This is a genomic window from Pseudomonas sp. NFX15 (assembly GCF_049132105.1).
Lineage (GTDB): Bacteria > Pseudomonadota > Gammaproteobacteria > Pseudomonadales > Pseudomonadaceae > Aquipseudomonas.
Genome location: NZ_JAFMPV010000002.1, coordinates 248683 through 274609 on the forward strand (window position 1 = coordinate 248683; position 25927 = coordinate 274609).

25 protein-coding genes are annotated in these 25927 nt (G+C 60.8%); 22 read left to right on the forward strand and 3 right to left on the reverse strand.

What is annotated here, in order from left to right; all coding sequences use genetic code 11:
- Window positions 1-13 precede the first annotated feature (13 nt).
- The 11 genes from J1D76_RS03315 to J1D76_RS03365 all read left to right on the forward strand — a co-directional run bounded on the left by J1D76_RS03315 (window position 14) and on the right by J1D76_RS03365 (window position 11626).
- Complete coding sequence (locus J1D76_RS03315) at window positions 14-574, forward strand: DUF1285 domain-containing protein (RefSeq protein WP_421137010.1); 561 nt, start codon at window positions 14-16, stop codon at window positions 572-574.
- 102 nt (window positions 575-676) lie between these two features.
- Window positions 677-1393 (forward strand): FadR/GntR family transcriptional regulator, encoded by a 717-nt coding sequence (locus J1D76_RS03320; protein ID WP_421137011.1) that lies wholly within the window; start codon window positions 677-679, stop codon window positions 1391-1393.
- Window positions 1394-1515: 122 nt separating this feature from the next.
- Window positions 1516-2391: an SMP-30/gluconolactonase/LRE family protein gene (locus tag J1D76_RS03325; RefSeq protein WP_421137012.1), complete on the forward strand. Its 876-nt coding sequence runs from the start codon at window positions 1516-1518 to the stop codon at window positions 2389-2391.
- Window positions 2392-2663: 272 nt separating this feature from the next.
- Window positions 2664-3482: an SDR family oxidoreductase gene (locus J1D76_RS03330; RefSeq protein ID WP_421137013.1), complete on the forward strand. Its 819-nt coding sequence runs from the start codon at window positions 2664-2666 to the stop codon at window positions 3480-3482.
- Between the two features lie 147 nt (window positions 3483-3629).
- Window positions 3630-4634, forward strand: a complete 1005-nt coding sequence (locus J1D76_RS03335; RefSeq protein ID WP_421137014.1) for a substrate-binding domain-containing protein — start codon at window positions 3630-3632, stop codon at window positions 4632-4634.
- Between the two features lie 64 nt (window positions 4635-4698).
- On the forward strand, window positions 4699-6237 hold the full coding sequence (gene araG / locus J1D76_RS03340; protein ID WP_421137015.1) for an L-arabinose ABC transporter ATP-binding protein AraG: 1539 nt from the start codon (window positions 4699-4701) through the stop codon (window positions 6235-6237).
- Between the two features lie 12 nt (window positions 6238-6249).
- On the forward strand, window positions 6250-7218 hold the full coding sequence (gene araH, locus J1D76_RS03345; RefSeq protein ID WP_421137016.1) for an L-arabinose ABC transporter permease AraH: 969 nt from the start codon (window positions 6250-6252) through the stop codon (window positions 7216-7218).
- Window positions 7219-7415: 197 nt separating this feature from the next.
- Window positions 7416-8129, forward strand: a complete 714-nt coding sequence (locus J1D76_RS03350; protein WP_421137017.1) for a GntR family transcriptional regulator — start codon at window positions 7416-7418, stop codon at window positions 8127-8129.
- Window positions 8126-9124 (forward strand): ADP-ribosylglycohydrolase family protein, encoded by a 999-nt coding sequence (locus J1D76_RS03355; protein WP_421137018.1) that lies wholly within the window; start codon window positions 8126-8128, stop codon window positions 9122-9124. Before J1D76_RS03350 ends, J1D76_RS03355 begins: the two co-directional genes overlap by 4 nt.
- Before the next feature lie 113 nt (window positions 9125-9237).
- Window positions 9238-10704: a purine-cytosine permease family protein gene (locus J1D76_RS03360; protein WP_421137019.1), complete on the forward strand. Its 1467-nt coding sequence runs from the start codon at window positions 9238-9240 to the stop codon at window positions 10702-10704.
- Window positions 10697-11626, forward strand: a complete 930-nt coding sequence (locus J1D76_RS03365; RefSeq protein WP_421137020.1) for a PfkB family carbohydrate kinase — start codon at window positions 10697-10699, stop codon at window positions 11624-11626. The genes J1D76_RS03360 and J1D76_RS03365 overlap by 8 nt, the downstream gene beginning before the upstream one ends.
- A gap of 131 nt (window positions 11627-11757) precedes the next feature.
- Here J1D76_RS03365 and J1D76_RS03370 read toward each other — a convergent pair whose 3' ends face one another.
- Window positions 11758-12087, reverse strand: coding sequence for a hypothetical protein (locus J1D76_RS03370; RefSeq protein WP_421137021.1), 330 nt, complete (start codon window positions 12085-12087; stop codon window positions 11758-11760).
- Window positions 12088-12167: 80 nt separating this feature from the next.
- A complete protein-coding gene (locus tag J1D76_RS03375; protein WP_421137022.1) occupies window positions 12168-13373 on the reverse strand; it encodes an MFS transporter in 1206 nt (401 codons plus the stop codon).
- A 334-nt stretch (window positions 13374-13707) separates the two neighbouring features.
- Between J1D76_RS03375 and J1D76_RS03380 the strand changes: the two genes are divergently transcribed.
- The 6 genes from J1D76_RS03380 to J1D76_RS03405 all read left to right on the forward strand — a co-directional run bounded on the left by J1D76_RS03380 (window position 13708) and on the right by J1D76_RS03405 (window position 19528).
- Window positions 13708-14190: a GNAT family N-acetyltransferase gene (locus J1D76_RS03380; RefSeq protein WP_421137023.1), complete on the forward strand. Its 483-nt coding sequence runs from the start codon at window positions 13708-13710 to the stop codon at window positions 14188-14190.
- 164 nt (window positions 14191-14354) lie between these two features.
- Window positions 14355-15347, forward strand: a complete 993-nt coding sequence (locus J1D76_RS03385) for a 2-dehydro-3-deoxygalactonokinase (protein WP_421137024.1) — start codon at window positions 14355-14357, stop codon at window positions 15345-15347.
- A 19-nt stretch (window positions 15348-15366) separates the two neighbouring features.
- Window positions 15367-15987, forward strand: coding sequence for a 2-dehydro-3-deoxy-6-phosphogalactonate aldolase (locus J1D76_RS03390; protein ID WP_421137025.1), 621 nt, complete (start codon window positions 15367-15369; stop codon window positions 15985-15987).
- Window positions 15988-16033: 46 nt separating this feature from the next.
- Window positions 16034-17182, forward strand: coding sequence for a galactonate dehydratase (gene dgoD / locus J1D76_RS03395; protein ID WP_421137026.1), 1149 nt, complete (start codon window positions 16034-16036; stop codon window positions 17180-17182).
- Between the two features lie 171 nt (window positions 17183-17353).
- Window positions 17354-18664, forward strand: a complete 1311-nt coding sequence (locus tag J1D76_RS03400) for an MFS transporter (RefSeq protein ID WP_421137027.1) — start codon at window positions 17354-17356, stop codon at window positions 18662-18664.
- Window positions 18665-18724: 60 nt separating this feature from the next.
- A complete protein-coding gene (locus J1D76_RS03405) occupies window positions 18725-19528 on the forward strand; it encodes an IclR family transcriptional regulator (RefSeq protein ID WP_421137028.1) in 804 nt (267 codons plus the stop codon).
- Window positions 19529-19621: 93 nt separating this feature from the next.
- Here the strand turns inward: J1D76_RS03405 and J1D76_RS03410 are convergent, their stop codons facing one another.
- Window positions 19622-21286, reverse strand: coding sequence for an electron transfer flavoprotein-ubiquinone oxidoreductase (locus tag J1D76_RS03410; protein WP_421137029.1), 1665 nt, complete (start codon window positions 21284-21286; stop codon window positions 19622-19624).
- Window positions 21287-21834: 548 nt separating this feature from the next.
- Here J1D76_RS03410 and J1D76_RS03415 point away from each other — a divergent pair.
- From J1D76_RS03415 to J1D76_RS03435, 5 genes are all read left to right on the forward strand, one after another.
- Complete coding sequence (locus J1D76_RS03415) at window positions 21835-22584, forward strand: electron transfer flavoprotein subunit beta/FixA family protein (RefSeq protein WP_421137030.1); 750 nt, start codon at window positions 21835-21837, stop codon at window positions 22582-22584.
- Window positions 22585-23514 (forward strand): electron transfer flavoprotein subunit alpha/FixB family protein, encoded by a 930-nt coding sequence (locus J1D76_RS03420; protein WP_421137031.1) that lies wholly within the window; start codon window positions 22585-22587, stop codon window positions 23512-23514. It abuts the gene before it with no gap.
- Between the two features lie 215 nt (window positions 23515-23729).
- Complete coding sequence (locus J1D76_RS03425) at window positions 23730-24557, forward strand: substrate-binding periplasmic protein (RefSeq protein ID WP_421137032.1); 828 nt, start codon at window positions 23730-23732, stop codon at window positions 24555-24557.
- Between the two features lie 9 nt (window positions 24558-24566).
- Window positions 24567-24923, forward strand: coding sequence for a DUF4398 domain-containing protein (locus tag J1D76_RS03430; protein WP_421137033.1), 357 nt, complete (start codon window positions 24567-24569; stop codon window positions 24921-24923).
- Entirely contained in the window at window positions 24920-25732 is an 813-nt protein-coding gene (locus J1D76_RS03435) for an OmpA family protein (protein WP_421137034.1), read from the forward strand. The genes J1D76_RS03430 and J1D76_RS03435 overlap by 4 nt, the downstream gene beginning before the upstream one ends.
- The last annotated feature ends 195 nt before the right edge of the window (window positions 25733-25927 follow it).

Genomic DNA, 25927 nt, shown 5'->3' on the forward strand with positions numbered 1-25927 from the left:
CAAGGAGAACGCCATGAGTGGCCCGCAAAAAGCCAACGACCTGCTGGGGCAAATCCCCAAGACCCAAGGCTTGCCGCCGGTGCACCTGTGGAACCCCGATTTCTGCGGCGACATCGACATGCGTATCGCCCGGGACGGCACCTGGTACTACCTGGGTACGCCGATCGGGCGCAAGCCGATGGTCAAGCTGTTCTCGACCATCATTCGTCGCGACGGTGATGATTATTTCCTGATCACGCCGGTCGAGAAGGTCGGCATCAAGGTTGACGATGCCCCGTTCGTGGCAGTTGCGGTGGTCGTGGAAGGCGAGGGCGAGGCGCAGTTGTTGCGCTTTACTACAAACGTCGATGAAACCACCGAGGCCGGTGCCGAGCATCCGCTGCGCGTGGTCATCGACCCGGTCACACAGGAACCGGCGCCCTATGTGCACGTGCGCAGCAATCTGGAAGCGCTGATTCACCGCAATGTGTTCTATCAATTGGTCGAACTGGCGGTGAGCCGCGAGATCGACGGCCAACGCTGGCTCGGCGTCTGGAGCGGCGGCGAATTCTGCCCCATCGGCCTCGAACCCTGACCCGCTCCCACAATGGCTTCTGCGTATTCATTAAATTCAAATTGACACCCAATCGTATGATGATTAGCGTGAGCTTCCATCGCGAACGACTTTGAGGTGTCCATGTCCAGCAGCTTTCATGCTTCGACGGTTGACTGGCTGGGTTGTTGGCTTGCCACCGGGCAGGTCAAGCCGGGTGAGTCGCTCAAGGTCGAAGCCGACCTCGGCGAGCAACTCGGCGTCAGCCGCACCGTTATCCGCGAAGCCATCAAGACCCTGGTTGCCAAAGGCATGCTCGAAGTCGGGCCGAAAGTCGGCACGCGGGTGCTGCCGGTGCGGCGCTGGAATCTCTTTGATCCGCAAGTCGTTGGCTGGCTGTCACGTAGCGGCTTGCCGGAAAACTTCGTCGACGATCTGCTCGACCTGCGTCGCACCATCGAACCGATGGCCGTGCGTTGGGCCTGCGAGCGCGCGACTGGCGAACAGGTCGATGCCATCCTGCTGGCCTGCAACGCACTGGAACGGGCGGTGGACAGCGGCATCGATTACAACCGCGCCGACCAGCTCTTCCACGAATGCATCCTTGCCGCCAGCCACAATCAATTCATCGAACAAATGGTGCCCGCCCTCGGCGCGCTGCTGGCGGTGGCCTTTGAAGTCTCCGCTGCCGACCCGGAAGAGCTGCGCCGCACCTTGCCGATTCACCGCGACCTGGCGGACGCCATCGCGGCCCGTGATAGCACCCGGGGTGTCTGGGCCTGCATGACCCTGATCGATAACGCCGACATTGCAATCAAGCGTTATTACCCGCAGGTCATGGCCGATAGAAAAGCAGGCTGAACACCCCAACCCTTGTAGGAGCCAGCTTGCTGGCGAAGGTGGCTCAGCGAAATGATATCGACTGACACCCCGTCGCGAGCAGGCTCGCTCCCGCACAAAACAACAACCAGGCAGGAGGCTTCATGGCGCTAAACGCGGTGACCGGGCATCGGGCGAAACTGGGCGAAGGCCCGTTCTGGGATGCGCCGACCCAGGCGCTTTATTGGGTGGATATCGCCGGCAAACAGGCGTTGCGCCTGATTGGCGAAAACGTGCAGATCTGGCAGATGCCGGAACATGTGTCGGCCTTCATTCCTTGCGAAAGCGGCGACGCGCTGGTGGCATTGAGCAGTGGCGTGTATCGCCTCGATCTCGACTCCCCTGGCCTGGAACCGCGCCTGACCTTGTTCTGCGTCGCCGATCCGCAACCGGGCAACCGCCCCAATGAGGCCCGCTGCGATGCACAAGGCCGACTCTGGCTTGGCACCATGCAAAACAATATCGGAGAACAGGGGGAGGACCTGCCCATCGTCCGCCGTTCGGGTGGCTTGTTTCGCATTGATCATGTCGGTCGGGTGACGCCGCTGCTGCGCAACCTCGGCATTCCCAATACGCTGCTGTGGAGCGATGACGCTACCACGGTGTATTTCGGCGACAGCCTCGATAGCACGTTGAATCGCTATTTCATCCGGGCCGACGGCGCGCTTGATCCGGCGCAAGTCTGGTTCGGTCCCCATCGACGCGGCGGCCCGGACGGCTCGGCGATGGATGCCGAGGGTTTCATCTGGAATGCCCGTTGGGACGGCAGTTGCCTGCTCAGGCTCAGCCCCGATGGCCAAATCGACCGGATCATCGAACTGCCAATCAGCCGTCCCACCAGTTGCGTGTTTGGCGGTGCAGACCTGAAAACCCTGTTTGTTACCAGTGCGACAAGCCCGGCGGATCACCCGTTGGATGGGGCCGTATTGTCCATTCCCCTGGATGTGCCTGGTAAACCTTGCACACGCTTCTCAGGTTAAATCCCAAAATATGGGATGCAAATATATATATTGAGATTTGTTGCGAGCCGGGTTTATAGTCGGCCCCACCAGTTACATGCACTCACACTTAAAAAAACAAAACAGGTGAAGTGATGCAGCGAAGTTTCCTCGTACTCCTTTGCGGAGTCAGTGCCTCAGACCGTTTCCAAGCTGAAACGTTTTCGCACTCACCTGTTTTTCCTCAACGCCTTTTGACCGGACATCAGCAGATGCCCGGTTTTCGTCGTGTTTTCGAACAGGAGTCTTGAACCATGGCTGAACCGCTGTCATTGCCACCGGTGCCCGAACCGCCCAAGGGCGAGCGCCTGAAGAACAAAGTCGTATTGTTGACCGGTGCCGCTCAAGGCATTGGCGAAGCCATCGTGGCGACGTTTGCGTCGCAGCAGGCCAAGCTGATCATCAGCGACATCCAGGGCGAAAAAGTCGAGAAGGTTGCCGCGCACTGGCGGGAGCAGGGCGCCGATGTGGTGGCGATCCGGGCCGACGTGTCGCGCCAGCAGGACCTGCATGCGATGGCCAGGCTGGCAATCGATCTGCACGGCCGGATCGACGTGCTGGTCAATTGCGCCGGGGTCAACGTATTCCGCGATCCGCTACAAATGACCGAAGAAGACTGGCGTCGTTGCTTTGCCATCGACCTCGATGGCGCCTGGTACGGTTGTAAGGCGGTGCTGCCGCAAATGATCGAGCAGGGCATTGGCAGCATCATCAACATTGCCTCAACCCATTCCACCCACATCATTCCCGGTTGCTTCCCGTACCCGGTGGCCAAGCATGGCCTGCTCGGCCTGACCCGTGCGCTGGGCATCGAATATGCGCCCAAGGGTATTCGCGTCAACGCCATCGCGCCGGGCTACATCGAAACCCAACTGAACGTCGATTACTGGAACGGGTTCGCCGACCCTCACGCCGAACGCCAGCGTGCGTTTGACCTGCACCCGCCGCGCCGAATCGGGCAGCCGATCGAAGTGGCAATGACCGCGGTGTTCCTGGCCAGCGATGAAGCGCCGTTCATCAATGCCTCGTGCATCACCATCGATGGTGGGCGCTCGGTGATGTACCACGACTGAATGATCGGGCTTTCAGGCGCCTGTCTCCGCCTTAAATTCAATCATCATACGATATGACTATTGCCACTGTTTGCCGCTTTTGAGTTTGGCTACACCGCGTCATGGCTTTCCAAAAATCGCTCAAGAAAAATAACAAGGAGTCAGCTTATGAATCGTCGTCATGCAATCCGTACCCTGTGCTGTGCCGCGCTGGCGGTTTCGGCAGTCAGCCTGAGCAGCACGCTGCTGGCGGCCGAGCAAGTGAAGATCGGTTTCCTGGTCAAGCAAGCGGAAGAGCCCTGGTTCCAGACCGAATGGGCCTTTGCCGAAAAGGCCGGGAAAGAGAAGGGCTTCACTTTGATCAAGATCGCCGTGCCGGACGGTGAGAAAACCCTGTCGGCTATCGACAGCCTCGCCGCCAACGGCGCCAAGGGCTTCGTGATCTGCCCGCCGGACGTGTCCCTGGGTCCTGCGATCATGGCCAAGGCCAAGCTCAATGGCTTGAAAGTGATCGCGGTCGATGACCGATTCGTCGATGCCAGCGGCAAGTTCATGGAGGACGTGCCGTACCTCGGCATGGCGGCCTTCGAAGTCGGCCAGAAGCAGGGCAGTGCCATGGCCTCCGAAGCGAAGAAGCGCGGCTGGGACTGGAAAGACACCTACGCGGTGATCAACACCTATAACGAACTCGACACCGGCAAGAAACGCACCGACGGCTCGGTCAAGTCCCTGGAAGACGCCGGCATGCCGAAAGACCACATCCTGTTCGCGGCTCTGAAAACCCTGGACGTGCCGGGCAGCATGGACGCCACCAATTCGGCGCTGGTGAAACTGCCGGGTGCAGCGAAAAATCTGATCATCGGTGGCATGAACGACAACACCGTGCTCGGCGGCGTACGCGCCACCGAAGCCGCCGGTTTTGCCGCGACCAACGTGATCGGCATCGGCATCAACGGGACCGACGCCATTGGCGAGCTGAAGAAACCCGACAGCGGTTTCTATGGCTCGATGCTGCCAAGCCCGCACATCGAGGGCTACAACACCGCGAGCATGATGTACGAGTGGGTCACCACCGGCACGGAGCCGGCGAAATTCACCGCCATGGACGACGTGACGCTGATCACCCGCGACAACTTCAAGCAGGAACTGGAAAAGATCGGCCTGTGGAACTGACGGTCATCTGATTTCAGCGGCGGCCTCGGCAACGGGGCCGCCAGATCGGTTTGAAGAGGTGGTTATGCACGCGCAAACACAGACACAGCAACACAGCGGCAGCTTGCGCTTCAATGGGATCGGCAAGACCTTTCCCGGGGTGAAGGCGCTGGACAACATCAGCTTCGTCGCCCATCCGGGGCAGGTTCATGCCCTGATGGGCGAGAACGGTGCCGGCAAGTCGACGCTGCTGAAAATCCTCGGTGGGGCCTACATTCCCAGCAGCGGTGCCTTGCAGATCGGCGAGCAGACGATGGACTTCAAGTCCACCGCCGACAGCATCGGCAGCGGCGTCGCGGTAATCCACCAGGAGCTGCACCTGGTGCCGGAAATGAGCGTGGCCGAGAACCTGTTCCTCGGTCATCTGCCGGCCAGTTTCGGCTTGATCAACCGCGGTACCTTGCGGCAAAACGCTCTGGCCTGTCTCAAGGGCCTGGCCGACGAAATCGACCCGCAGGAGAAAGTCGGGCGCCTGTCCCTCGGTCAGCGGCAACTGGTGGAAATCGCCAAGGCGTTGTCCCGTGGTGCCCATGTGATTGCCTTCGACGAACCCACCAGCAGCCTCTCCGCGCGGGAAATCGACCGCTTGATGGCGATCATCGGTCGGCTGCGGGACGAGGGCAAAGTGGTGCTCTACGTCTCTCATCGCATGGAAGAAGTGTTCCGCATCTGCAATGCCGTGACGGTGTTCAAGGACGGGCGCTACGTGCGCACGTTCGACGACATGAGCCAGTTGACCCACGATCAACTGGTCACGTGCATGGTCGGTCGCGACATCCAGGACATCTACGATTATCGCTCGCGCCAGCGCGGTGCGGTGGCGCTCAAGGTCGACGGTTTACTTGGGCCGGGATTGCGCGAGCCGGTGAGCTTCGAGGTGCACAAAGGCGAAATCCTCGGCCTGTTCGGACTGGTCGGTGCCGGTCGTACTGAACTGTTGCGCCTGCTCAGCGGCCTGGCGCGCAACAGCGCCGGGCGCCTGGAGCTGCGTGGTCATGAACTGAAGCTGCGTTCACCCCGCGATGCGATTGCCGCCGGGATCCTGTTGTGCCCCGAGGACCGCAAGAAGGAAGGCATCCTGCCGCTGGCCAGTGTCGCCGAGAACATCAACATCAGCGCACGCGGCGCCCATTCCACCTTCGGCTGCCTGTTGCGCGGCCTGTGGGAGAAGGGCAACGCCGACCAGCAGATCAAGGCGCTGAAAGTGAAGACGCCGAACGCGGCGCAGAAAATCATGTACCTGTCCGGTGGCAATCAGCAGAAGGCCATTCTCGGCCGCTGGCTGTCGATGCCAATGAAAGTGCTGCTGCTCGACGAACCCACCCGCGGCATCGACATCGGTGCCAAGGCCGAGATCTACCAGATCATCCATAACCTGGCCGCCGAGGGAATAGCGGTGATCGTGGTGTCCAGCGACTTGATGGAAGTCATGGGCATTTCCGACCGCATCCTGGTGCTCTGCGAAGGCGCGCTGCGTGGCGAACTGAGCCGCGAACAGGCCAACGAATCCAACCTGCTGCAACTGGCTTTGCCGCGCCAACGCGCCAGCGGCGTGGCGAACTGAGAGGTGACTATGATGACAACCCAAAACAACACCCTGCCGACCGCACGCAAACCGCTGGACCTGCGGCGCTTCCTCGATGACTGGGTGATGCTGCTGGCGGCGGTCGGCATCTTTGTCGCCTGCACCTTGCTGATCGACAACTTCCTGTCACCGCTGAACATGCGTGGCCTGGGCCTGGCGATTTCTACCACCGGGATCGCCGCGTGCACCATGTTGTATTGCCTGGCGTCCGGGCATTTCGATTTGTCGGTGGGCTCGGTGATTGCCTGTGCCGGAGTGGTCGCGGCGGTGGTGATGCGTGACACCAACAGCGTGTTTCTCGGTGTTTGTGCGGCGCTGCTGATGGGGCTGATTGTCGGGCTGATCAATGGCATCGTGATTGCCAAGCTGCGAGTCAACGCATTGATTACGACGTTGGCAACCATGCAGATTGTGCGCGGCCTGGCTTACATTTTCGCCAACGGCAAAGCCGTGGGGGTGTCCCAGGAATCGTTCTTCGTCTTTGGTAATGGCCAACTGTTCGGCGTACCGGTGCCGATCCTGATCACCATCGTCTGCTTTCTGTTCTTCGGCTGGCTGCTGAACTACACCACCTACGGGCGCAACACCATGGCCATCGGCGGCAACCAGGAAGCGGCGCTGCTGGCCGGTGTGAATGTCGACCGGACCAAGATCATCATCTTCGCCGTGCACGGCGTGATCGGTGCGCTGGCCGGGGTGATCCTGGCGTCGCGCATGACCTCGGGCCAACCGATGATCGGCCAGGGTTTTGAGCTGACCGTGATCTCGGCCTGTGTGCTGGGCGGGGTATCGTTGAGCGGCGGCATCGGTATGATCCGGCACGTGATCGCCGGGGTGCTGATTCTGGCGATCATCGAGAACGCGATGAACCTGAAGAACATCGACACGTTTTACCAGTACGTGATCCGCGGTTCGATTTTGTTGCTGGCGGTAGTGATCGACCGATTGAAACAACGCTGAGATTTTTTACCTGTCTTACGGACGTCTTCGCCGGCAAGCCGGCTCCTACAAGGTTTCGTATAGCCTGTAGGAGCTGGCTTGCCAGCGAAGGCGGTATCACAGGCACCATTTGAACTTCCCTCTAAACGCAGCCCCTTCCGTCACCTTCCTGAAATATTCCTTGTCGGCCCGAACCCGTTTCGGTTATCAATTTGTACATGATTAGACAGGTACGATTCGACAAGAAACAACGGGTGGTCGACGAACTCATCCGGCGCATTGAAAGCGGCCTCATGGAGGATGGCTTTCACTTGCCGGGCGAGCATCAGTTGGCTCAAGAATTCAACGTCAGCCGCGGCACGCTGCGTGAAGCCCTGGCCGAATTGAAACGGCGCAACTACATCGCGACGCAAAGCGGGGTGGGCTCGATCGTCACGTTCGACGGTGTCGCGCTCGATCAGCGCAGCGGCTGGGCGCAGGCCCTGGCGGACAGCGGGGCGCTGGTCAATACCGAAGTGCTGCGGCTGGAGGCGGTCAGCCGTCCCGACTTGCTGTCGCGTTTGGGCACCGACCAGTTCATTACCCTGGACCGTCGCCGCCGTTCCAACGACGGCACGCTGGTCTCCCTCGAACGTTCATTGATGCCCGCCAGCGGTGGCCTGGAAGGCTTGCCGCGGGTCGGCCTGATCGACAATTCCCTGACCCTTACCCTGGCAGCCTACGGTTATGTGGGCGAACGCGGCGACCAATGGATCGGCGCCGAGCCGCTGAACGCCGAAGATGCCGAACTGCTGGGAAGGCCGGTGGGCACGGTGTTCCTCAAGGCCCTGCGCACCACCTACGACCGGCAAAACCGCTTTATGGAACAGGTCGAAAGCCTGCTCGACCCCGTGCACTTCCGCCTGCACCTGCAATTTGGAGCGACCAAATGACTGCGCTCAATCGTGCCTTGGGCGCGTTCTATGGTCTGGCCCTGGGCGATGCACTGGGCATGCCGACCCAATCCCTGAGCCGCGCGCAGATCCAGGCGCGCTTCGGCGAAATCACCAACCTGCAAGACGCCGGTCCCGACCAGCCGATTGCCGCGAACATGCCGAAAGGTTCGATCACCGACGATACTGAGCAGGCGATTCTGGTCGGCCAGTTGTTGATCGATGGCGAAGGCAAGATCGAACCGGCAGTGCTTGCACAGCGTTTGATCGAATGGGAAGCGGTGATGCAGGCCAAAGGCTCGCAGGACTTGCTGGGCCCGTCGACCAAGCGCGCCATCGAAATGATCCTCGCCGGCCATTCGCCTGAAGAGGCCGGACGTTACGGCACCACCAACGGCGCGGCGATGCGCATTACGCCAGTGGGGATCGCGGCGAACGTCGCCGATCCGCAGCGCTTCATCGAAGCGGTCGTGCAGGCTTGCCAGGTCACCCACAACACCACGCTGGGGATTTCCAGTGCGGCGGCCGTGGCGGCGGTGGTGTCTGCCGGCATCAACGGCATCGACCTCGGTGAAGCGCTGAACCTCGGCCAGCAGTTCGCCCAGCAAGCGGAAAGCCATGGCCACTGGGTGGCGGGCGGGCGCATTGCCTCGCGCATCAGTTGGGCGCGCAGCATCAGTGTCGATCATGACAAGGGTTTGCTGGCAGACCTGCTGTACGACGTGATCGGCACGTCGGTGGCTTCGCAGGAGTCGGTGGTGGTGTCGTTCGCCCTGGCCCAGCAAGTGGCCATCGGTGAAATCAACGCCTTCGATGCGTTGTGCATGGCCGCCAGCCTGGGCGGCGACACGGACACCATCGCGGCGATTCTTGGCGCGATGCTCGGCGCCTGCCTTGGGCTTGAGAGTTGGCCGGTGGAGATGATCGACACGGTTAAGGCGGTGAACGATCTTGAGCTAGAACCCCTGGTACAGCAGCTGCTGACCCTGCGCTAATTTTCGACTCGATCCGATTTCCTGTGGCGAGGGAGCAAGCTCCCTCGCCACACATGTCTTATCGTTTTGCGTCATTGCCACAACCACAAGAAAGGCAAACAGGAGCATTTTTCATGAGTTCAACCAACGCCGGGCAAAGCGCCGGGCAACTGGAAACCCGGGGCATCGAACCGGTGCCGGAAGCCGAGTGCAACGGGCATCCGCTGCAGTTGTTCTGGGTCTGGTTCGCCGCCAACATTTCCATCCTCGGCCTGCCGCTGGGCGCGACCCTCGTGGCGTTTCGCGGGTTGGCGATCTGGCAGGCGATCATCGTCGCGATCCTCGGTGCCGCCGGCTCTTTCGCGGTGGTCGGGATCATCTCCATCGCCGGTCGTCGTGGCCGTGCACCGAGCCTGACCTTGTCGCGAGCGATCTTCGGGGTACGCGGCAATATCGGCCCGACGCTGGTCTCGCTGATGTCGCGCCTGGGCTGGGAAACCGTCAACACCACCACCGCGGCATTCGTGCTGCTGTCGCTGTGCTCGATCCTGTTCGGTTCGCCGGTGCAAGCCAAGAGCGCGCCGGTGCTGACCCTGGTGTTCATCGCGATTTTCGTGCTGCTGACCTTGTCGGTGTCCGGCCTCGGCCATGCGACCTTGCTGATGATCCAGAAGTGGGCCACCTACGTGTTCGGCGGGCTGAACATTCTGGTCGGCGGCTTCCTCTGCGCCACCATCGACTGGAGCGCGGTGTTCAACGCCACGCCCGCGCCGCTCAGCGCAATGATCATCGGCGTCGGCACCATGGCCGCCGGCACCGGCATCGGTTGGGCCAACGCCGGGGCGGGCATGTCGCGCTACCAGCACCGCAGTGTCAAAGCGGTGCGATTGGTGGCGTCGGCAGCGTTCGGTGCGGGGATCCCGCTGGTGCTGCTGATTACCCTCGGCGGTCTGTTGTCGGTGGGCAACAACGACCTGGCCCAAGCCACTGACCCGATCATTGCGATCCGCGACATGCTGCCGACCTGGATGGCCGTGCCGTACCTGATCACCGCGTTCGGTGGCCTGCTGCTGTCGAACAACCTGTCGGTGTATTCCGCCGGCTTGACCACCCTGACCCTCGGCCTCAAGGTCAAGCGCGTATACGCGGTGGTGGTGGACATCGTGGCGATCTTCGCAGGTTCCATCTACTTCATGCTGATCGCCGACAGTTTCTACGGCCCGTTCATTACCTTCATTTCTCTGCTCGCGGTGCCGATCACCGCGTGGGTCGGGATCTTCATCGTCGACCTGATTCACCGTCACTACTACAGCCCCAAGGACTTGCTCGACGTCAGCCCGACGAGCGCCTATTGGTATCGCGGTGGCATCGAGTGGCGTGCCTTCGGGGCGTGGGCCATCGCCATCATGCTGGGTTTCAGTTTCACCACCATCGGCACCACGGCGGACAATACCTGGTTCAAGGGTTTCCTCAGCGACTCGTGGCTGGGCCACAACGGTCTCGGCTGGATCGTGACGTTCGTGGTGGCTGGCGGGATTTACTTTGTACTGGGCGGGGCGAAAGATCGTCGCGCCGCGCAGGTCGAGAATGCTCATGCCTAGAATGCTGCACACCGGCCAGGTCATCATCGACCTGGTCATGGCCGTGGACAAACTGCCCGAAGCGGGCGGTGACGTGTTGGCGCAATCCGCCAGCTTCGAAGCCGGCGGCGGCTTCAATGTAATGGCCGCGGCCCAGCGTAACGGCTTGCCGGTGGTTTACCTCGGGCGCCATGGCACCGGGCGATTCGGTGACCTGGCTCGCGAGGCAATGAACGCCGAAGGCATTCGAATCGGCATAACCGACCGCGCCGCACGCGACACCGGGCTGTGCGTGGCCATTACCGACGCGTCCGCCGAGCGCAGCTTCGTGTCCTATATCGGCGCCGAAGGGGAGTTGAGCGCGCAGGACCTGGCCAGCGTACCGGCCGAGGCGGGCGATTATGTGTACCTCAGTGGCTACAGTCTGTTGCACGTCGGCAAGGCGCAGGCCTTGGTGGACTGGACGCTGGCGCTGCCCCGCGGCGTCAACGTGGTGTTCGATCCGGGACCGCTGGTGAATTCGCCGGACGAACCGATGATGCAAGCCTTGCTAGCCCGCATCGATGTCTGGACCAGCAATGCCGTGGAAGCGCTGAAATTTACCGGCGCCTCGGACATCACCGAAGCGCTGGATTGCATGGCTCAGCACCTGTCGACCAAGGCGCTGATGGTGGTGCGCGACGGGCCCAACGGCTGTTGGGTCAGCCAGTACGGCGAGCGTCGGCATGTGCCGGGGTTCAAGGTCGATGCAGTGGACAGCAATGGCGCCGGTGATGCCCATGCCGGGGTGTTTGTGGCGGGGCTGGCGCAAGGCTTGTCGGCGTTTGAGGCGGCACGTCGGGCCAATGCGGCGGCTGCGCTGGCTGTGACTCGCTGGGGGCCGGCGACTTCGCCGGGGACGGTTGAGGTGGATGAGTGGATCAGCACGACCTTCAGCGACTGAGCTATCGTCTTCGCGGGCAAACCCCCTCCCACAGGGTTCAGCGCAGAACTTGTAGGAGCGGGCTCGCCCGCGAAGAGGCCATTAGCTTCCACGAGGCATGGGGATTCTCCTTGAATCACGTTGTGGCTGGGCTATTGGCTGATGCCGCCTTCCTTGCCCGAGCTGTCGGTGGTGCTCGAACCGAGGCCGCCGCTGCTGGGTGTTTTGCTGTCGGGCAGGTTCGTCCCGCCCTGGCGGCCCATGTCGTTGCCTTGGCTGCGCGGGTCGGTGCCGGTGGACGGTGGCAGGTTTTGATCGATGGTGGTGCCATCGGTGTTCATACCGGGGGCGCTCTGGATAGCGGGCGCCCTGGGTTTTTCCACCGGATTGGTCGGGCCGGTGCTGGAGCCAAGGGTCCCGGCGAGCGTGACACTGGACAGCAACGCGCTGAGGGCGAGGGCGGTCAACCTGGACAGGATCATGGTGTTGTCTCCAACGAGTAGAGTCCTACCTGATTAGTCCGCCCCCGTGCGCAAAGGGTGCCTGAAGTGCGACGAACGGCTCAGGCCTGTTGCAACGCCTTGTGGGCCGTGGCCCGACGCCAGATCAAACGACCCACGGTAATCAGCCAGTTGAGCGTGGCCACTGCCAGTACCGTGAGCAACAGCGTGGCCATGCCATGCTCGACGATGATTTTCCCGGCCAGCAGCGGAAAGCCGAACACGCCGATGAAGTACGACAGGCTGAACAGCAGCAAGGATTGTGCGGTGGTGCCGTTTGGCGCTTCATTGGCCGCCAGGCCGTTGATCACCGAATAGGTCAGGCCGTAGCCGATGCCGAGCATCGCCGCCGCGAGCACGTAGCTCAAGCCACTATCGACGACGTAGCCAAACAGCAATATTGACCCCAGCATCAACCCGCAAAGCAGGCATGAAGCGCGAAACGGATCGCGCTTGACCACGAAGCCGGCGATCAGCATGCGGCTGCCGATCGCAGCGCTCATGAAGCCGAGAAAGAACAGCGAATAGTCGAGCGAACGTGCCGCTGCATAGCTGGTCTGGAAACTCGACAGTCCGCCGAACACACAACCGCCCAGGCCGACCATGATGATCGGGAACACCGCTCTGGACGACAGCACCTGGCCGGCTGCTCGCCAGGAAATTCGCGACACGGCGCTCGATTGCACCGCGGTCTGTTTCAGTTGCCGGTCCAGGCGCCAGAACAGCAGGACACCGATCAGGCTGGCCAGCGCGGCCAGATAAAACGCCGCTGTCACCGGATAGCCGAGGGCACTGGCCGCTCGCCCGAGCAACGGCCCGCTGCCGATCCCGGTCATCATGCTGCCCGAGAGCAGGGCGAAGTATTTGGCACGTTGTGCCGGTGTCACCAGGCTGGCGACGATGATCGGCCCGAGGGTGTAGAACACGCCCCAGCCAAGGCCCAGCAGCAGACCGAAAAACAACAACCAATGACCGAAGCCCGGCGTCAGCGCGAAGCCCAGGCTGGCGGCCACCAGCAAGACGCCGAACAGCGCCACGGATCGGGCAGCACCGAGCAAATCGGACAGGTGACCGGAAACGATCACGGCCGCAAAGGTGCTGAGCATCGCCGCCGAAATCACACTCCCGGCATCGTGTTCGTTACCACCGCGCGAGCTGATCAGCAGCGAGAGCAAAAACGTCGAGCCGTAGGACAGGGACAACAGGTAACTGGCGAGGCAGAACAGGCCGAACAACTTGCTTGAAACTTGGGGTGTTGCGGTAGACATGACGCGGTTCCTTGACCGGATAAATGAGCAGCGCCGCTATCTAACCACGCAGGACAGAAATGTTAGGTGCGAGGTTATCGATTCCAGGGTTAGTGGGGGGCGGAGTAATGCCCCAGCGGCGGGTCAGCTTTTGTGGCGAGGGGGCTTGCCCCCGTTGGGTTGCGCAGCAACCCCGGTAAAAGTACCGCTGTCTTACTGAGGGAACGCAGTCGCAATGAAAGGGCCCGCTTCGCAGGCCAGCGGGGGCAAGCCCCCTCGCCACAATGATTTCCTATGTGACGAGTGTCTCGCGCCGCCTTAGTATGGCGTTTTCCACTTTTGACAAGGCACGTCCATGACGATCGAAATCCGCCCGGCGACCCCCAGTGACGCACCGCAAATCCTCGCGTTCATCACTGAACTGGCCGACTACGAACGTGCCCGCCATGAAGTCATCGCCAGCGTTGCCGACATCGAGCGCAGCCTGTTCAGCGAAGGCGCCACCGCCCATGGCCTGATCTGCCTGCGCGACGGTGCACCCATCGGTTTCGCGGTGTTCTTCTTCAGCTATTCCACCTGGCTAGGCAGCAATTGCCTGTACCTCGAAGACCTTTACATCACCCCGGAACAGCGCGGCGGTGGCGCCGGCAAGACGCTGCTGCGGCACCTGGCGAAAATCGCCTGCGCCAACGACTGCGGGCGTTTCGAGTGGAGCGTGCTGGAGTGGAACACGCCGGCCATCGAGTTCTATAAATCCCTCGGTGCGCAACCGCAGGAAGAGTGGGTTCGTTACCGGATGGATGGCGCGATACTGCGGGATTTTGCCGTGGGTAACTGATCGTCGTTAAAAGATCGCAGCCTTCGAAAGGGGGCTGCGATCTTTTTTTTGCCTGAATAAGTACATCCCAATATGTGGGAGTTGTATTTATATATTGAGATTTTCGTTCGTGCAGGTTTATAGTCCCGCTCACTCACTGCCCAAAAACCAAAACAGGTGAAGCGATGCAGGCGCAATTGATCGCGCTCGACTGGGGGACAACCTCATTACGTGCTTACAAACTGGCCGAAGGCGGGCAGGTGCTCGAACAGCGCTCGCTGTCCTCGGGGATCATGCAGTTGCCAAAAGCACCGCGAAGCATTGGCGGGTTTGAATGTGCCGATGGTTTTGAACTGGCCTTCGATGAGGCGTGCGGCGACTGGCTCGATGCCCAGCCGAATCTGCCGGTGATTGCCTGCGGCATGGTCGGCAGCGCCCAAGGCTGGCGTGAAGCGGCCTACTGCGAGACGCCGGCCAACGTTGCCAACCTCGGCACGTCACTGCAAACCGTGCGCAGCTTGCGCGGCGTCGATGTGCACATCGTGCCCGGCGTCATCCAGCGTTCGCGTCTGCCGAACGTGATGCGCGGTGAAGAAACCCAGGTGCTCGGTGTGCTGCAGAACCTGTCGAGCGAGGCGGGCGCCGACGCGCTCATCGGCCTGCCGGGCAGTCATTCGAAATGGGTGGAAGTGGCCGATGGCTGCATCGTGCATTTCGACACTTTCATGACCGGCGAAGTCTTCGCCGTGCTCAGCCAACACAGCATTCTGGGGCGTACCCAGCAGCAGGGCGGCTCTTTCGATGGCGAGGGGTTTGACCGTGGCGTGCAAGTCGCGTTGTCGGCGGACGGTGAAACCGGTCCGCTGTCGACCATGTTCAGCGCCCGCAGCCTGGGCCTGACCGGCGAACTGAGCGCCACCGCCCAGGCGGACTATCTGTCCGGCTTGTTGATCGGCCACGAATTGTCGGCCCTGGCCAACGTCCAGCGACGCCGACGCAACAGTGTGCACCTGCCGTCGATCATCCTCATCGGCAATACCCAACTCTGCACCCGCTACAGCCGTGCGCTCGACGCCTGCGGCTTTGCCCGGGTGACCCTGGCCGAACAGGCCACCGAACGCGGATTGTGGCAACTGGCACTGGCCGCCGGACTGGTTACGTCCACCGCCTCCCGTTAAACCTGTCTGGAGACCTGACATGCTCAAACAAGCGCTGGCGCAAAACGGCCTGATCGCGATCCTCCGTGGCCTGCGCCCGCAGGAAGCCGCCGCCATCGGCGAAGTCCTGTACGCCGCCGGATTTCGCGTCATCGAAGTGCCGCTCAATTCCCCGGAGCCCTACGACAGTATCCGCATCCTGCGCAGTACCTTGCCCGCCGATTGCCTGATCGGCGCCGGCACGGTGCTGTCGCCGGAGCAGGTCGAGCAAGTGAAAGCGGCGGGTGGCCAATTGATCGTCATGCCCCATAGCGACCCGCAAGTGTTGCGTGCGGCGAAGGCGGCGGGGCTGTCGCTGGCGCCGGGCGTGGCCACGCCGACCGAAGCCTTCGCTGCACTGGCCGCTGGCGCCGACATTCTCAAACTGTTTCCGGCCGAGCAGATGGGCCCCGCGGTCGTCAAAGCCTGGCTCGCCGTGTTGCCTGCCGGAACGATCCTGGCGCCGGTCGGCGGCATCACCCCGGACAACATGCAGGTGTTTATCGACGCGGGCGTCAAAGGCTTCGGCCTCGGTTCCGGCCTGTTCAAGCCGGGCATGACGCCTGACCAAGTGGCGGCCAATGCCAAGGCCTACATCGCTGCCTGGAAAGCCCTTCGCTAAGACTTTTTGGCGCTGCGTGCGCTGCATCCAATAAGAGAGCCTAAAGATGAAAATCACCAAACTGACGACCTTCATCGTTCCGCCGCGCTGGTGCTTCCTGAAAGTCGAAACCGACGAGGGCGTCACCGGTTGGGGCGAGCCCGTGGTTGAAGGCCGTGCCCACACCGTTGCCGCGGCCGTTGAAGAGTTGTCCGACTACCTGATCGGCAAGGACCCGCGCAACATCGAAGACATCTGGACCGTGCTATATCGCGGTGGCTTCTACCGCGGCGGTGCGATCCACATGAGCGCCCTGGCCGGTATCGACCAGGCGTTGTGGGACATCAAGGGCAAGGCGCTGGGGGTGTCGGTCAGCGACCTGCTGGGCGGTCAGGTGCGCGACAAGATTCGTGTGTATTCATGGATCGGCGGTGACCGTCCGGCGGACACGGCGCGTGCTGCAAAAGAGGCGGTCGAGCGTGGCTTCACCGCGGTGAAAATGAACGGCACCGAAGAGCTGCAGTTCCTCGACACCTTCGACAAGGTCGATCAGGCCCTGGCCAACGTCGCTGCCGTGCGCGATGCAGTCGGCCCGAACGTCGGCATCGGTGTGGACTTCCATGGCCGGGTGCACAAGCCGATGGCCAAGGTGCTGATGAAGGAACTCGACCCGTACAAATTGATGTTCATCGAAGAGCCGGTGCTCAGCGAAAACTACGAAGCGCTGAAGGAACTGGCGCCGCTGACCAGCACGCCGATTGCCCTCGGTGAGCGGCTGTTCTCGCGCTGGGATTTCAAGCGCGTGCTCAGCGAAGGCTATGTCGACATCATCCAGCCCGATGCATCCCACGCCGGCGGCATCACCGAAACCCGCAAGATCGCCAGCATGGCCGAAGCCTACGACGTGGCACTGGCGCTGCATTGCCCGCTGGGCCCGATTGCCCTGGCGGCCTGCCTGCAACTGGATGCAGCCTGCTACAACGCGTTCATCCAGGAACAGAGCCTGGGCATCCATTACAACGAGAGCAACGACCTGCTTGACTACGTCAAAGACCCACGGGTGTTCGACTACGACAAAGGCTTCGTGAAGATCCCGAACGGCCCGGGCCTGGGCATCGAGATCAATGAGGAATACGTAGTCGAACGCGCCGCCATAGGCCACCGCTGGCGCAACCCGATCTGGCGTCATGCCGATGGCAGTTTTGCCGAGTGGTGAGTGATCTCTGACCCACCACAAATCCCCTGTAGGAGCGAGCCTGCTCGCGATGGTGTGTCAGGCGACATCAATGCTGAATGACACACCGCTATCGCGAGCAGGCTCACTCCTACAAGGGGTCTGCGTCAGTCGTTAGAACGACCTCAATAAACATAAGAAGAGGCACTCCCCATGCAACCGCAAACCCTCACCGGGCAGGCGTCGTTGGTGACGCCCAGTCGCAAGCGATTTTTCATCATGGTGCTGCTGTTCATCACCGTGGTCATCAACTACCTGGACCGCAGCAACCTGTCGATTGCCGCCCCGGCACTGACCAGTGAGCTGGGCATCGACCCGATCCATGTCGGCCTGATTTTCTCCGCCTTCGGCTGGACCTACGCCGCCATGCAGATTCCTGGCGGCTGGCTGGTGGATCGCGTGCCGCCACGGATCCTCTACAGCATCGCATTGCTGCTGTGGTCGGTGGCCACGGTGATGCTCGGCTTCGCTGCGAGCTTCATTGCGCTGTTCGTGTTGCGAATGGCGGTCGGCGCACTGGAAGCGCCGGCTTATCCGATCAACAGCCGCGTGGTCACCACCTGGTTCCCCGAGCGCGAACGCGCCACGGCCATCGGGTTCTACACCTCCGGGCAGTTCGTTGGCCTGGCATTCCTGACGCCGGTACTGGCCTGGCTGCAGCACGAATTTGGTTGGCACATGGTGTTTGTCACCACCGGCGCAGTAGGCATTCTGTGGGCGCTGATCTGGTACGCGGTGTATCGCGAGCCACGGGATTTCAAGGGTGCCAATGACGCGGAAATCAACTTGATTCGCGAGGGCGGCGGGCTGGTGGATATTCAGGCCGAACAAGCCAAGGTCAAAGCCAAATTCAGCTGGACCGACCTGGGTATCGTCCTGACCAAACGCAAGCTCTGGGGCATTTACCTGGGGCAGTTCTGCCTCAATTCGACCCTGTGGTTTTTCCTCACCTGGTTCCCGACCTACCTGGTGAAATACCGTGGCATGGACTTCATCAAGTCCGGCCTGTTGGCCTCGCTGCCGTTTCTCGCCGCGTTCGTAGGCGTGCTGTGTTCCGGGTTCTTTTCGGACTTTTTGATCCGTCGCGGCTACACCGTCGGCTTTGCCCGCAAGCTGCCGATCATCAGCGGCTTGCTGATTTCCACCTCGATCATCGGCGCCAACTTTGTCGAGTCAACGCCGTTGGTAATTGCCTTCCTTGCGTTGGCGTTCTTCGGCAATGGCCTGGCGTCGATTACCTGGTCGCTGGTGTCGACCCTGGCGCCGGCTCGTTTGCTCGGGCTCACCGGCGGGGTGTTCAACTTCATCGGCAACCTGTCGGCGATTGCCACGCCTATCGTGATCGGCTTCCTCGCGACGGGTGACTCCTTTGCCCCGGCGATCACCTACATCTCGGTGTTGGCGTTGATTGGCGCGCTGTCCTACATCCTGCTGGTGGGTAAGGTCGAGCGTATCAAGTTGTAGTCGTGGCACGCGGGCGACCATAATGCCGCCCGTTCACTCGCTCAACGGTAAAGGCTGGATATGCAGGAAGACGCCCCAAAAATCGCCAAGGACGCCGCACCGACCGGCACCCAGACTCTGCTTCGCGGCCTGGGTGTGGTTCAGGCCGTGGCCAGCGGCGCCCGCGATCTCAAGGAAATCGCCCGGCTGATCGGCACCACGCGCAGCACCACCCATCGCCTGGCCAGTTGCCTGGTGGACGAACGATATCTGCGGGTGGTGCCGCAAGTCGGTTATCTGTTGGGGCCGAAGCTGATCGAACTGGGCTTTCAGGCCCGTGAAGAATTGCCGTTGGTGACGTTGGCAGGGCCGTATCTGGATGAGTTGTCGGCTTTGACTGGCGACACCGTTCACCTGGCGATTCGTGAAGGCGACGAAGTGCTGTACCTGCACAAGAATCCGGGGCGCAATGGCCCGGAAATGCGTTCGCGGGTCGGCCACCGCATGCCGTTGGCGCGCACCGGGATCGGTAAAGCCTTGATGCTCGATGATTCGCCGCAAGAGTGGCAGCGCCTGTACGAAGTCAGCCTGCCGGTGGGTGGGAAAAACCTGTTCTGGCCGCAGCATCCGCAGCAATCCTGGGAGCAGTTTGAGCAGCGCATGGTCGAGTACGTGGCCGGCGGCTACGCCTTCGATCTGGAAGATAACGAGCCATCGATCCGTTGCGTGGCCGCGCCGGTCCGCGATGCCAGCAAGCGCATCGTTGCCGGTATCAGTATCGCCAGTACCGTGCCGTATATGCCGCTTGAAAAAATGGCCGAGCTGATTCCATTGATCAAAGGCGTCACGGCCCGTCTGTCGGCAGAGCTTGGCCTCAAGGTTTAAACACAAAACACCTACACTGGTTATGTGGTGTTGTTAAAATTGCAGGCAACAAAAAGGCCCCCGTTCAGGGAGCCTTGATGTTCGGCGTTCGGCTTACATGTTCGGGTAAGTCGGGCCGCCAGCGCCTTCCGGCGTCACCCAGGTGATGTTCTGCGAAGGGTCCTTGATGTCGCAGGTCTTGCAGTGAACGCAGTTCTGGGCGTTGATCTGGAAGCGCTTCTCGCCGTCTTCCTTGGTGATCACTTCATACACGCCAGCCGGGCAGTAACGCTGTGCCGGCTCATCGTACAGCGGCAGGTTCTTGCTGATCGGTATGCTCGGATCGGTCAGCTTCAGGTGGCAAGGCTGCTCTTCTTCGTGGTTGGTACCGGAGATGAATACCGAGCTCAACTTGTCGAAGCTGATTTTGCCATCGGGTTTCGGATAGTCGATCTTCTTGCAGTCGGCCGCGAGCTTGAGGCAAGCGTAATCGGGCTTGGTGTCGTGCAGGGTAAACGGCAGTTTGCCGCCGAAGATGTTCTGGTCGAGCCAGTTGAAACCGCCACCGACGATCGCGCCGAACTTGTGGATCGCCGGGCCGAAGTTGCGGCTGGCGAACAGTTCTTCGTAGAGCCAGCTCTTCTTGAACGCGTCGACGTAAGTGGTCAGCTCTTCAGTGCCATCTTTCTCGGCGAACAGCGCTTCAGCCACCGACTCAGCGGCGAGCATGCCGGACTTCATCGCGGTGTGGCTGCCCTTGATCTTGGCGAAGTTCAGGGTGCCGAGGTCGCAACCGATCAGCGCGCCGCCCTTGAAGACCATTTTCGGCAGCGAGTTCAGGCCGCCTTTGCAGATGGCGCGCGCGCCGTAGCTGATGCGCTTGCCGCCTTCCAGGTACTGCTTGAGCACCGGATGATGCTTGAGGCGCTGGAACTCGTCGAACGGCGACAGGTAAGTGTTGCTGTAGGACAGGTCGACGATCAGGCCGACGACCACCTGGTTGTTTTCCAGGTGATAGAGGAAGGAGCCGCCGGTGTTTTCGGAGCCCATGATGTCCATCGGCCAACCGGCGGTGTGCACCACCAGGCCTGGCTGGTGTTTGGCCGGGTCGATTTCCCAGATTTCCTTCAGGCCGATGCCGTAGTGCTGGGCGTCGGCATCGCTGTCGAGGTTGAAGCGCTTGATCAGCTGTTTGCCGATATGGCCACGGCAGCCTTCGGCGAACAGCGTGTACTTGCCGCGCAATTCCATGCCAGGGGTGTACAGGCCTTCCTTCGGGTGACCTTCGCGGTCGACACCGAGGTCACCGGTGATGATCCCGCGTACTACGCCGTTCTCATCGATCAGCGCTTCCTGAGCGGCGAAGCCCGGGTAGATTTCCACGCCCAGGTTCTCGGCCTGCTGGGCCAGCCAGCGGCACAGGTTGCCCAGGGAGATGATGTAGTTACCTTCGTTGTGCATGGTCTTGGGCACAAAGAAGTCGGGAACTTTCTGCGCGCTTTCGGCGTTTTTCAACACGAAGATGTCATCGCGGGTGACCGGTGTGTTCAGCGGCGCACCCAGTTCTTTCCAGTCCGGGAACAGTTCGTTCAGGGCGCGCGGTTCGAACACGGCACCGGACAGAATGTGAGCACCGACTTCGGAGCCTTTTTCGACCACGCAGACGCTGATTTCCTTACCGGCTTGCGCAGCCTTCTGCTTCAAGCGGCAGGCAGCGGAAAGACCAGCGGGGCCGGCACCGACGATGACCACGTCGAATTCCATGTATTCGCGTTCCACAGGTTATCTCCTACTCAAGGCTCAACAGTTTTTTTTCTAATTTGTAAGTCGGGTGTCGCATCCATGAATTCCGGCGCAACGCCGGAAGCGGACAAACGATTGACCACCTTTCTCTTTGGGTGGCGCATTATATCTACACCACTCTCAGCGTCCAATACAAACGTTTGTTTGAATTGCCTCAAAGCCAGAGAAATCAAAGTCACGCGCCATATGAACGGCTATTTTGGCGTATTGACCGGAATAGGCGTTCCGGTCAAGATACGGGCGGTTTTGCGCTCGCCGTAGGCTGACTGTTGGTTTCAAGAGCACCTCTAAAGACAGGGCGATGGCCGTAGAGAGTGATACGCCGCGCGGGTTTGACGCGCAGTTTACACGCCGCGATGTTGAATGACTCGTCAGTCACCACTGACGAATGGTCATCCAGATCATGAGCGAGGGTCACTTGACACGTTTGCCGGCGTTTTTAGAGGTGCCCTTGCGCCCGATGAGCATCAACCGCCAGGTTCGCCTAGGCGACTTTCTTTTCACCGGAGAGTAACGAGGAATCCATGAAGGTTCTTGTAGCTGTCAAACGCGTTGTGGATTACAACGTCAAGGTTCGCGTCAAGGCGGACAATTCCGGCGTCGATCTTGCCAACGTCAAGATGTCGATGAACCCGTTCTGCGAGATCGCCGTTGAAGAAGCCGTACGCCTGAAAGAAAAAGGTGTTGCGACTGAAATCGTCGTCGTCTCCGTCGGCCCGTCCACCGCTCAAGAGCAACTGCGCACTGCGCTGGCTCTGGGCTGCGACCGCGCCATCCTCGTCGAATCCGCCGAAGATCTGACTTCCCTGGCCGTTGCCAAACTGTTGAAGGCCGTTGTCGACAAGGAACAGCCTCAGCTGGTGATCCTTGGCAAACAAGCCATCGACAGCGACAACAACCAGACTGGCCAGATGCTCGCTGCATTGAGCGGTTACGGTCAGGGCACGTTCGCTTCGAAAGTCGAAATCAGCGGCGACAGCGTCGCTGTCACCCGCGAAATCGACGGCGGCGCGCAGACCGTTTCCCTGAAACTGCCGGCCATCGTCACCACCGACCTGCGTTTGAACGAGCCGCGCTATGCGTCTCTGCCAAACATCATGAAAGCCAAGAAGAAGCCTCTCGAAGTGCTGACTCCGGACGCTTTGGGCGTTTCCACGGCCTCCACCAACAAGACCTTGAAAGTCGAAGCGCCTGCTGCACGCAGCGCGGGTATCAAGGTCAAGTCGGTGGCTGAACTGGTCGAGAAACTGAAAAACGAAGCGAAGGTAATCTAAATGACTATCTTGGTTATTGCTGAACACGACAACAAAGTAGTGGCCCCGGCCACGCTGAATACTGTGGCTGCCGCCGCCAAGATTGGTGGTGATATCCACGTTCTGGTTGCTGGTCAAGGCGTTGGCGCCGTGGCTGAAGCTGCTGCGAAAATCGCTGGCGTGGCTAAAGTGCTGGTAGCTGATAACGCTGCCTACGCTCACCAGCTGCCGGAAAATGTCGCTCCTCTGGTAGCAGAGTTGGGCAAGGGCTACAGCCACATCCTGGCTGCCGCTACTTCCAACGGCAAAAACATCCTGCCGCGCGTTGCCGCTGCACTGGACGTTGACCAGATCTCCGAGATCATCTCGGTCGAAAGCGCTGATACCTTCAAGCGTCCGATCTACGCCGGTAACGCCATCGCTACCGTTCAATCGAACGCTGCCGTGAAAGTGATCACCGTACGTGCCACCGGTTTCGACCCGGTTGTTGCGACCGGTGGTTCGGCGGCTGTCGAAGCCGTTGGCGCTGCTCACGACGCTGGCATCTCCAGCTTCGTTGGTGAAGAACTGGCCAAGTCCGATCGTCCGGAACTGACCGCTGCCAAGATCGTCGTTTCCGGCGGCCGAGGCATGCAGAACGGCGACAACTTCAAGCACCTGTATGCCCTGGCCGACAAGCTGGGCGCAGCCGTAGGTGCTTCGCGCGCCGCGGTCGACGCAGGCTTCGTACCGAACGACATGCAGGTCGGTCAGACCGGCAAGATCGTTGCGCCACAGCTGTACATCGCCGTCGGTATCTCCGGCGCGATCCAGCATCTGGCCGGCATGAAAGACTCCAAAGTGATCGTTGCGATCAACAAGGACGAAGAAGCGCCGATCTTCCAGGTGGCCGACTACGGCCTGGTGGCTGACCTGTTCGAAGCCATCCCTGAGCTGGAGAAGCTGGTCTAATCCGGCAGCTTCACTTATAAAGAGCCCGGCCTTTTGGCCGGGTTTTTTTTACCCCCGTTTTACCTGGTCGTTATCGGTGCCTGTAGGAGCGAGTTGCTCGCGAAGGTATCAGTTGCATCGCGGTGATCCAGAACGAACGCGTCATCGTTGACGCCCTTCGCGTGCAAGCTCGCTCCTGCAGGAGGGCATAACCGGTTTGAGTGGAGTGAACTGACATGGATCTGCGTCTTGCGTGGAGCTTGCTGGGATTGGCACTGGTGCCTGCGTTGTCTTTCGCCGCCGGCAAATGCGAACGCCTGGTGGTCACTGGCAGCCCGGATGCGCCGCCGTACCTCTGGCAAGACCCGCAGAACCCCAAGCACCTGATCGGAGCCAGCGCCGATTTGTTGCAGCAAGTGGCGGGGGAGTTGGGACTCAAGGTCGAGCTGCTGTACGCCGGCAAACGTGCCCAGGCCCTGGACGAAGTGCGCAGCGGGCGCATGGATATGCTGGCGGACGCACCGTTGACGGTCAGCGAACTGGAAACCCTGGATTACATCCATCCCCCTTTGCTTGAAAACGACTATCTGGTCTGGACCCGCAAGGATTCGACGCTGGCTTACAACGAAGCGCAAGACCTGCATGGCCATCCTGGTGCCGTGTCGGAAAAATCCCGAATGACTCAGGAATTCACCACGTTCGCCGGACAACAACTCACCCTCACGCGCACGCCCAACCTGACCCAGGCCTTTCAGAAATTGCTCCTGGGCGAGGTCGAGTACGTACTGGCTGGACGTTACTCGGGGAGGGCCACTGCACAGGCATTGGCCATTGGCGCTGATCTGTACGCCCGTTCGTTGCCGGTCGACAGGCCTGGCCTGTATCTGGCGATCTCCCACGACTCGGCCTGCAACGATCCGTGGTTGCGCGGACAGTTGGCCAAAAAGATGACAGAATTGCCCGCCTCCGGACTGACGGAAGCTGTGCTGCAACGCAACATCGAGCGCTGGACTGCGCAACAGAAACAAACCCCGCAACAACCCGTCAGTACCCCAAAACAGTAGGGATATTTAGTGAGTATTCGACCTCTTTTCGCTGCCGTGGCGGTGTTGGCCCTGGCGGGCTGTGCAACCGATCCCGCGCCGAATGAACAGATGCGCCTGACTGAACAGGCCCTCGAACAGGCCAAGGCCGTGGGTGCCACCGCAGACGATGTACCGGAAATGAAGCTGGCCGAAGACAAGTTCAACCGTGCCCAGGGCAACATGACCGACCAATCCTTCAAGAATGCGCGTATGCGGGCCGAACAGGCTGAACTGGACGCGCGCCTGGCCGAGGCCAAGGTGTTGACGGCCAAGAGCGAGGAGCAGTTGAACGTGCTTAAAACCCGCATCGCCCGCCTGCGCAAGCAACTGGGAGATGCCCAATGAGCCTCCATCGCAAAGCCCTCGGCGGTTTGATCCTGGCCGGTTGTGCGAGCCTCTTTGGTTGTGCCGGCCAGCACAGTGAAACCGCGTTGCAGCAGGCCAGTGCCGACTTCCAGAAGGTCAAGGAAGACACCAACGTATTGCGCATCGCTCCCAGGGACGTGATTCGCGCCGGTGAGTCCCTGGCCCGTGCCGACCGCCTGTCCAGCTATTGGGGCAGCGGCGCCGACGTGGTGCAGTACGCCTACCTGAGCCAGCGCTATAGCGCGATTGCCCGGGAGCACACCCACCAGGTGCTCAACGAAGAACAAGCTGCAAAACTCGAACTGGAACGCCAGCGCCTGCAATTGGAATTGCGTGAATCCAAACTGTTCAATGTGCAGCAGCAGGGCAAATGGCTCGAAGAGCAGATCCTGGCATTGACCACCAGCCAAACCGACCGGGGGCTGGTGATGACCTTGGGCGACATGCTGTTCGACACCGGCGAAGCGGAATTGAAACCCTCGGCCAACCGCGTGGTGTTGAAGATCGTGCAGTTCCTGCAATTGAACCCCAAGCGCGTCGTGCGAATCGAGGGTTACACGGACAGCACCGGGGGCAAGCAGGAAAACCTCAAGCTGTCCCGCGACCGCGCGCAATCGGTGGCTGACGTGCTGATGGACCTGGGGATCGACGACAAGCGCATCCAGGTCGAAGGTTACGGCGACGAGTACCCGGTGGATGCCAATGCGTCCGAACGGGGCCGTGCGCAGAACCGTCGGGTAGAAATTGTGTTTTCCGACGAAAAAGGCCAGCTCGGCGCCGCCCGCTAACGGTTGCGTCGCTGGAAAGCCCGGCCTGCCATGCAGCGCCGGGCTTTTTTGTGCCTGCCGATTACCGCACAAAACAGTACAGATGTTGCTGACACTGCACTGTATGGTCGACTATTGTGGCAACTGTCCCAGTACACTTCTAAACTGTTCCGGTATTGTTTCCCACAACAATAAAATGCCCGTGAAATCGAGTGC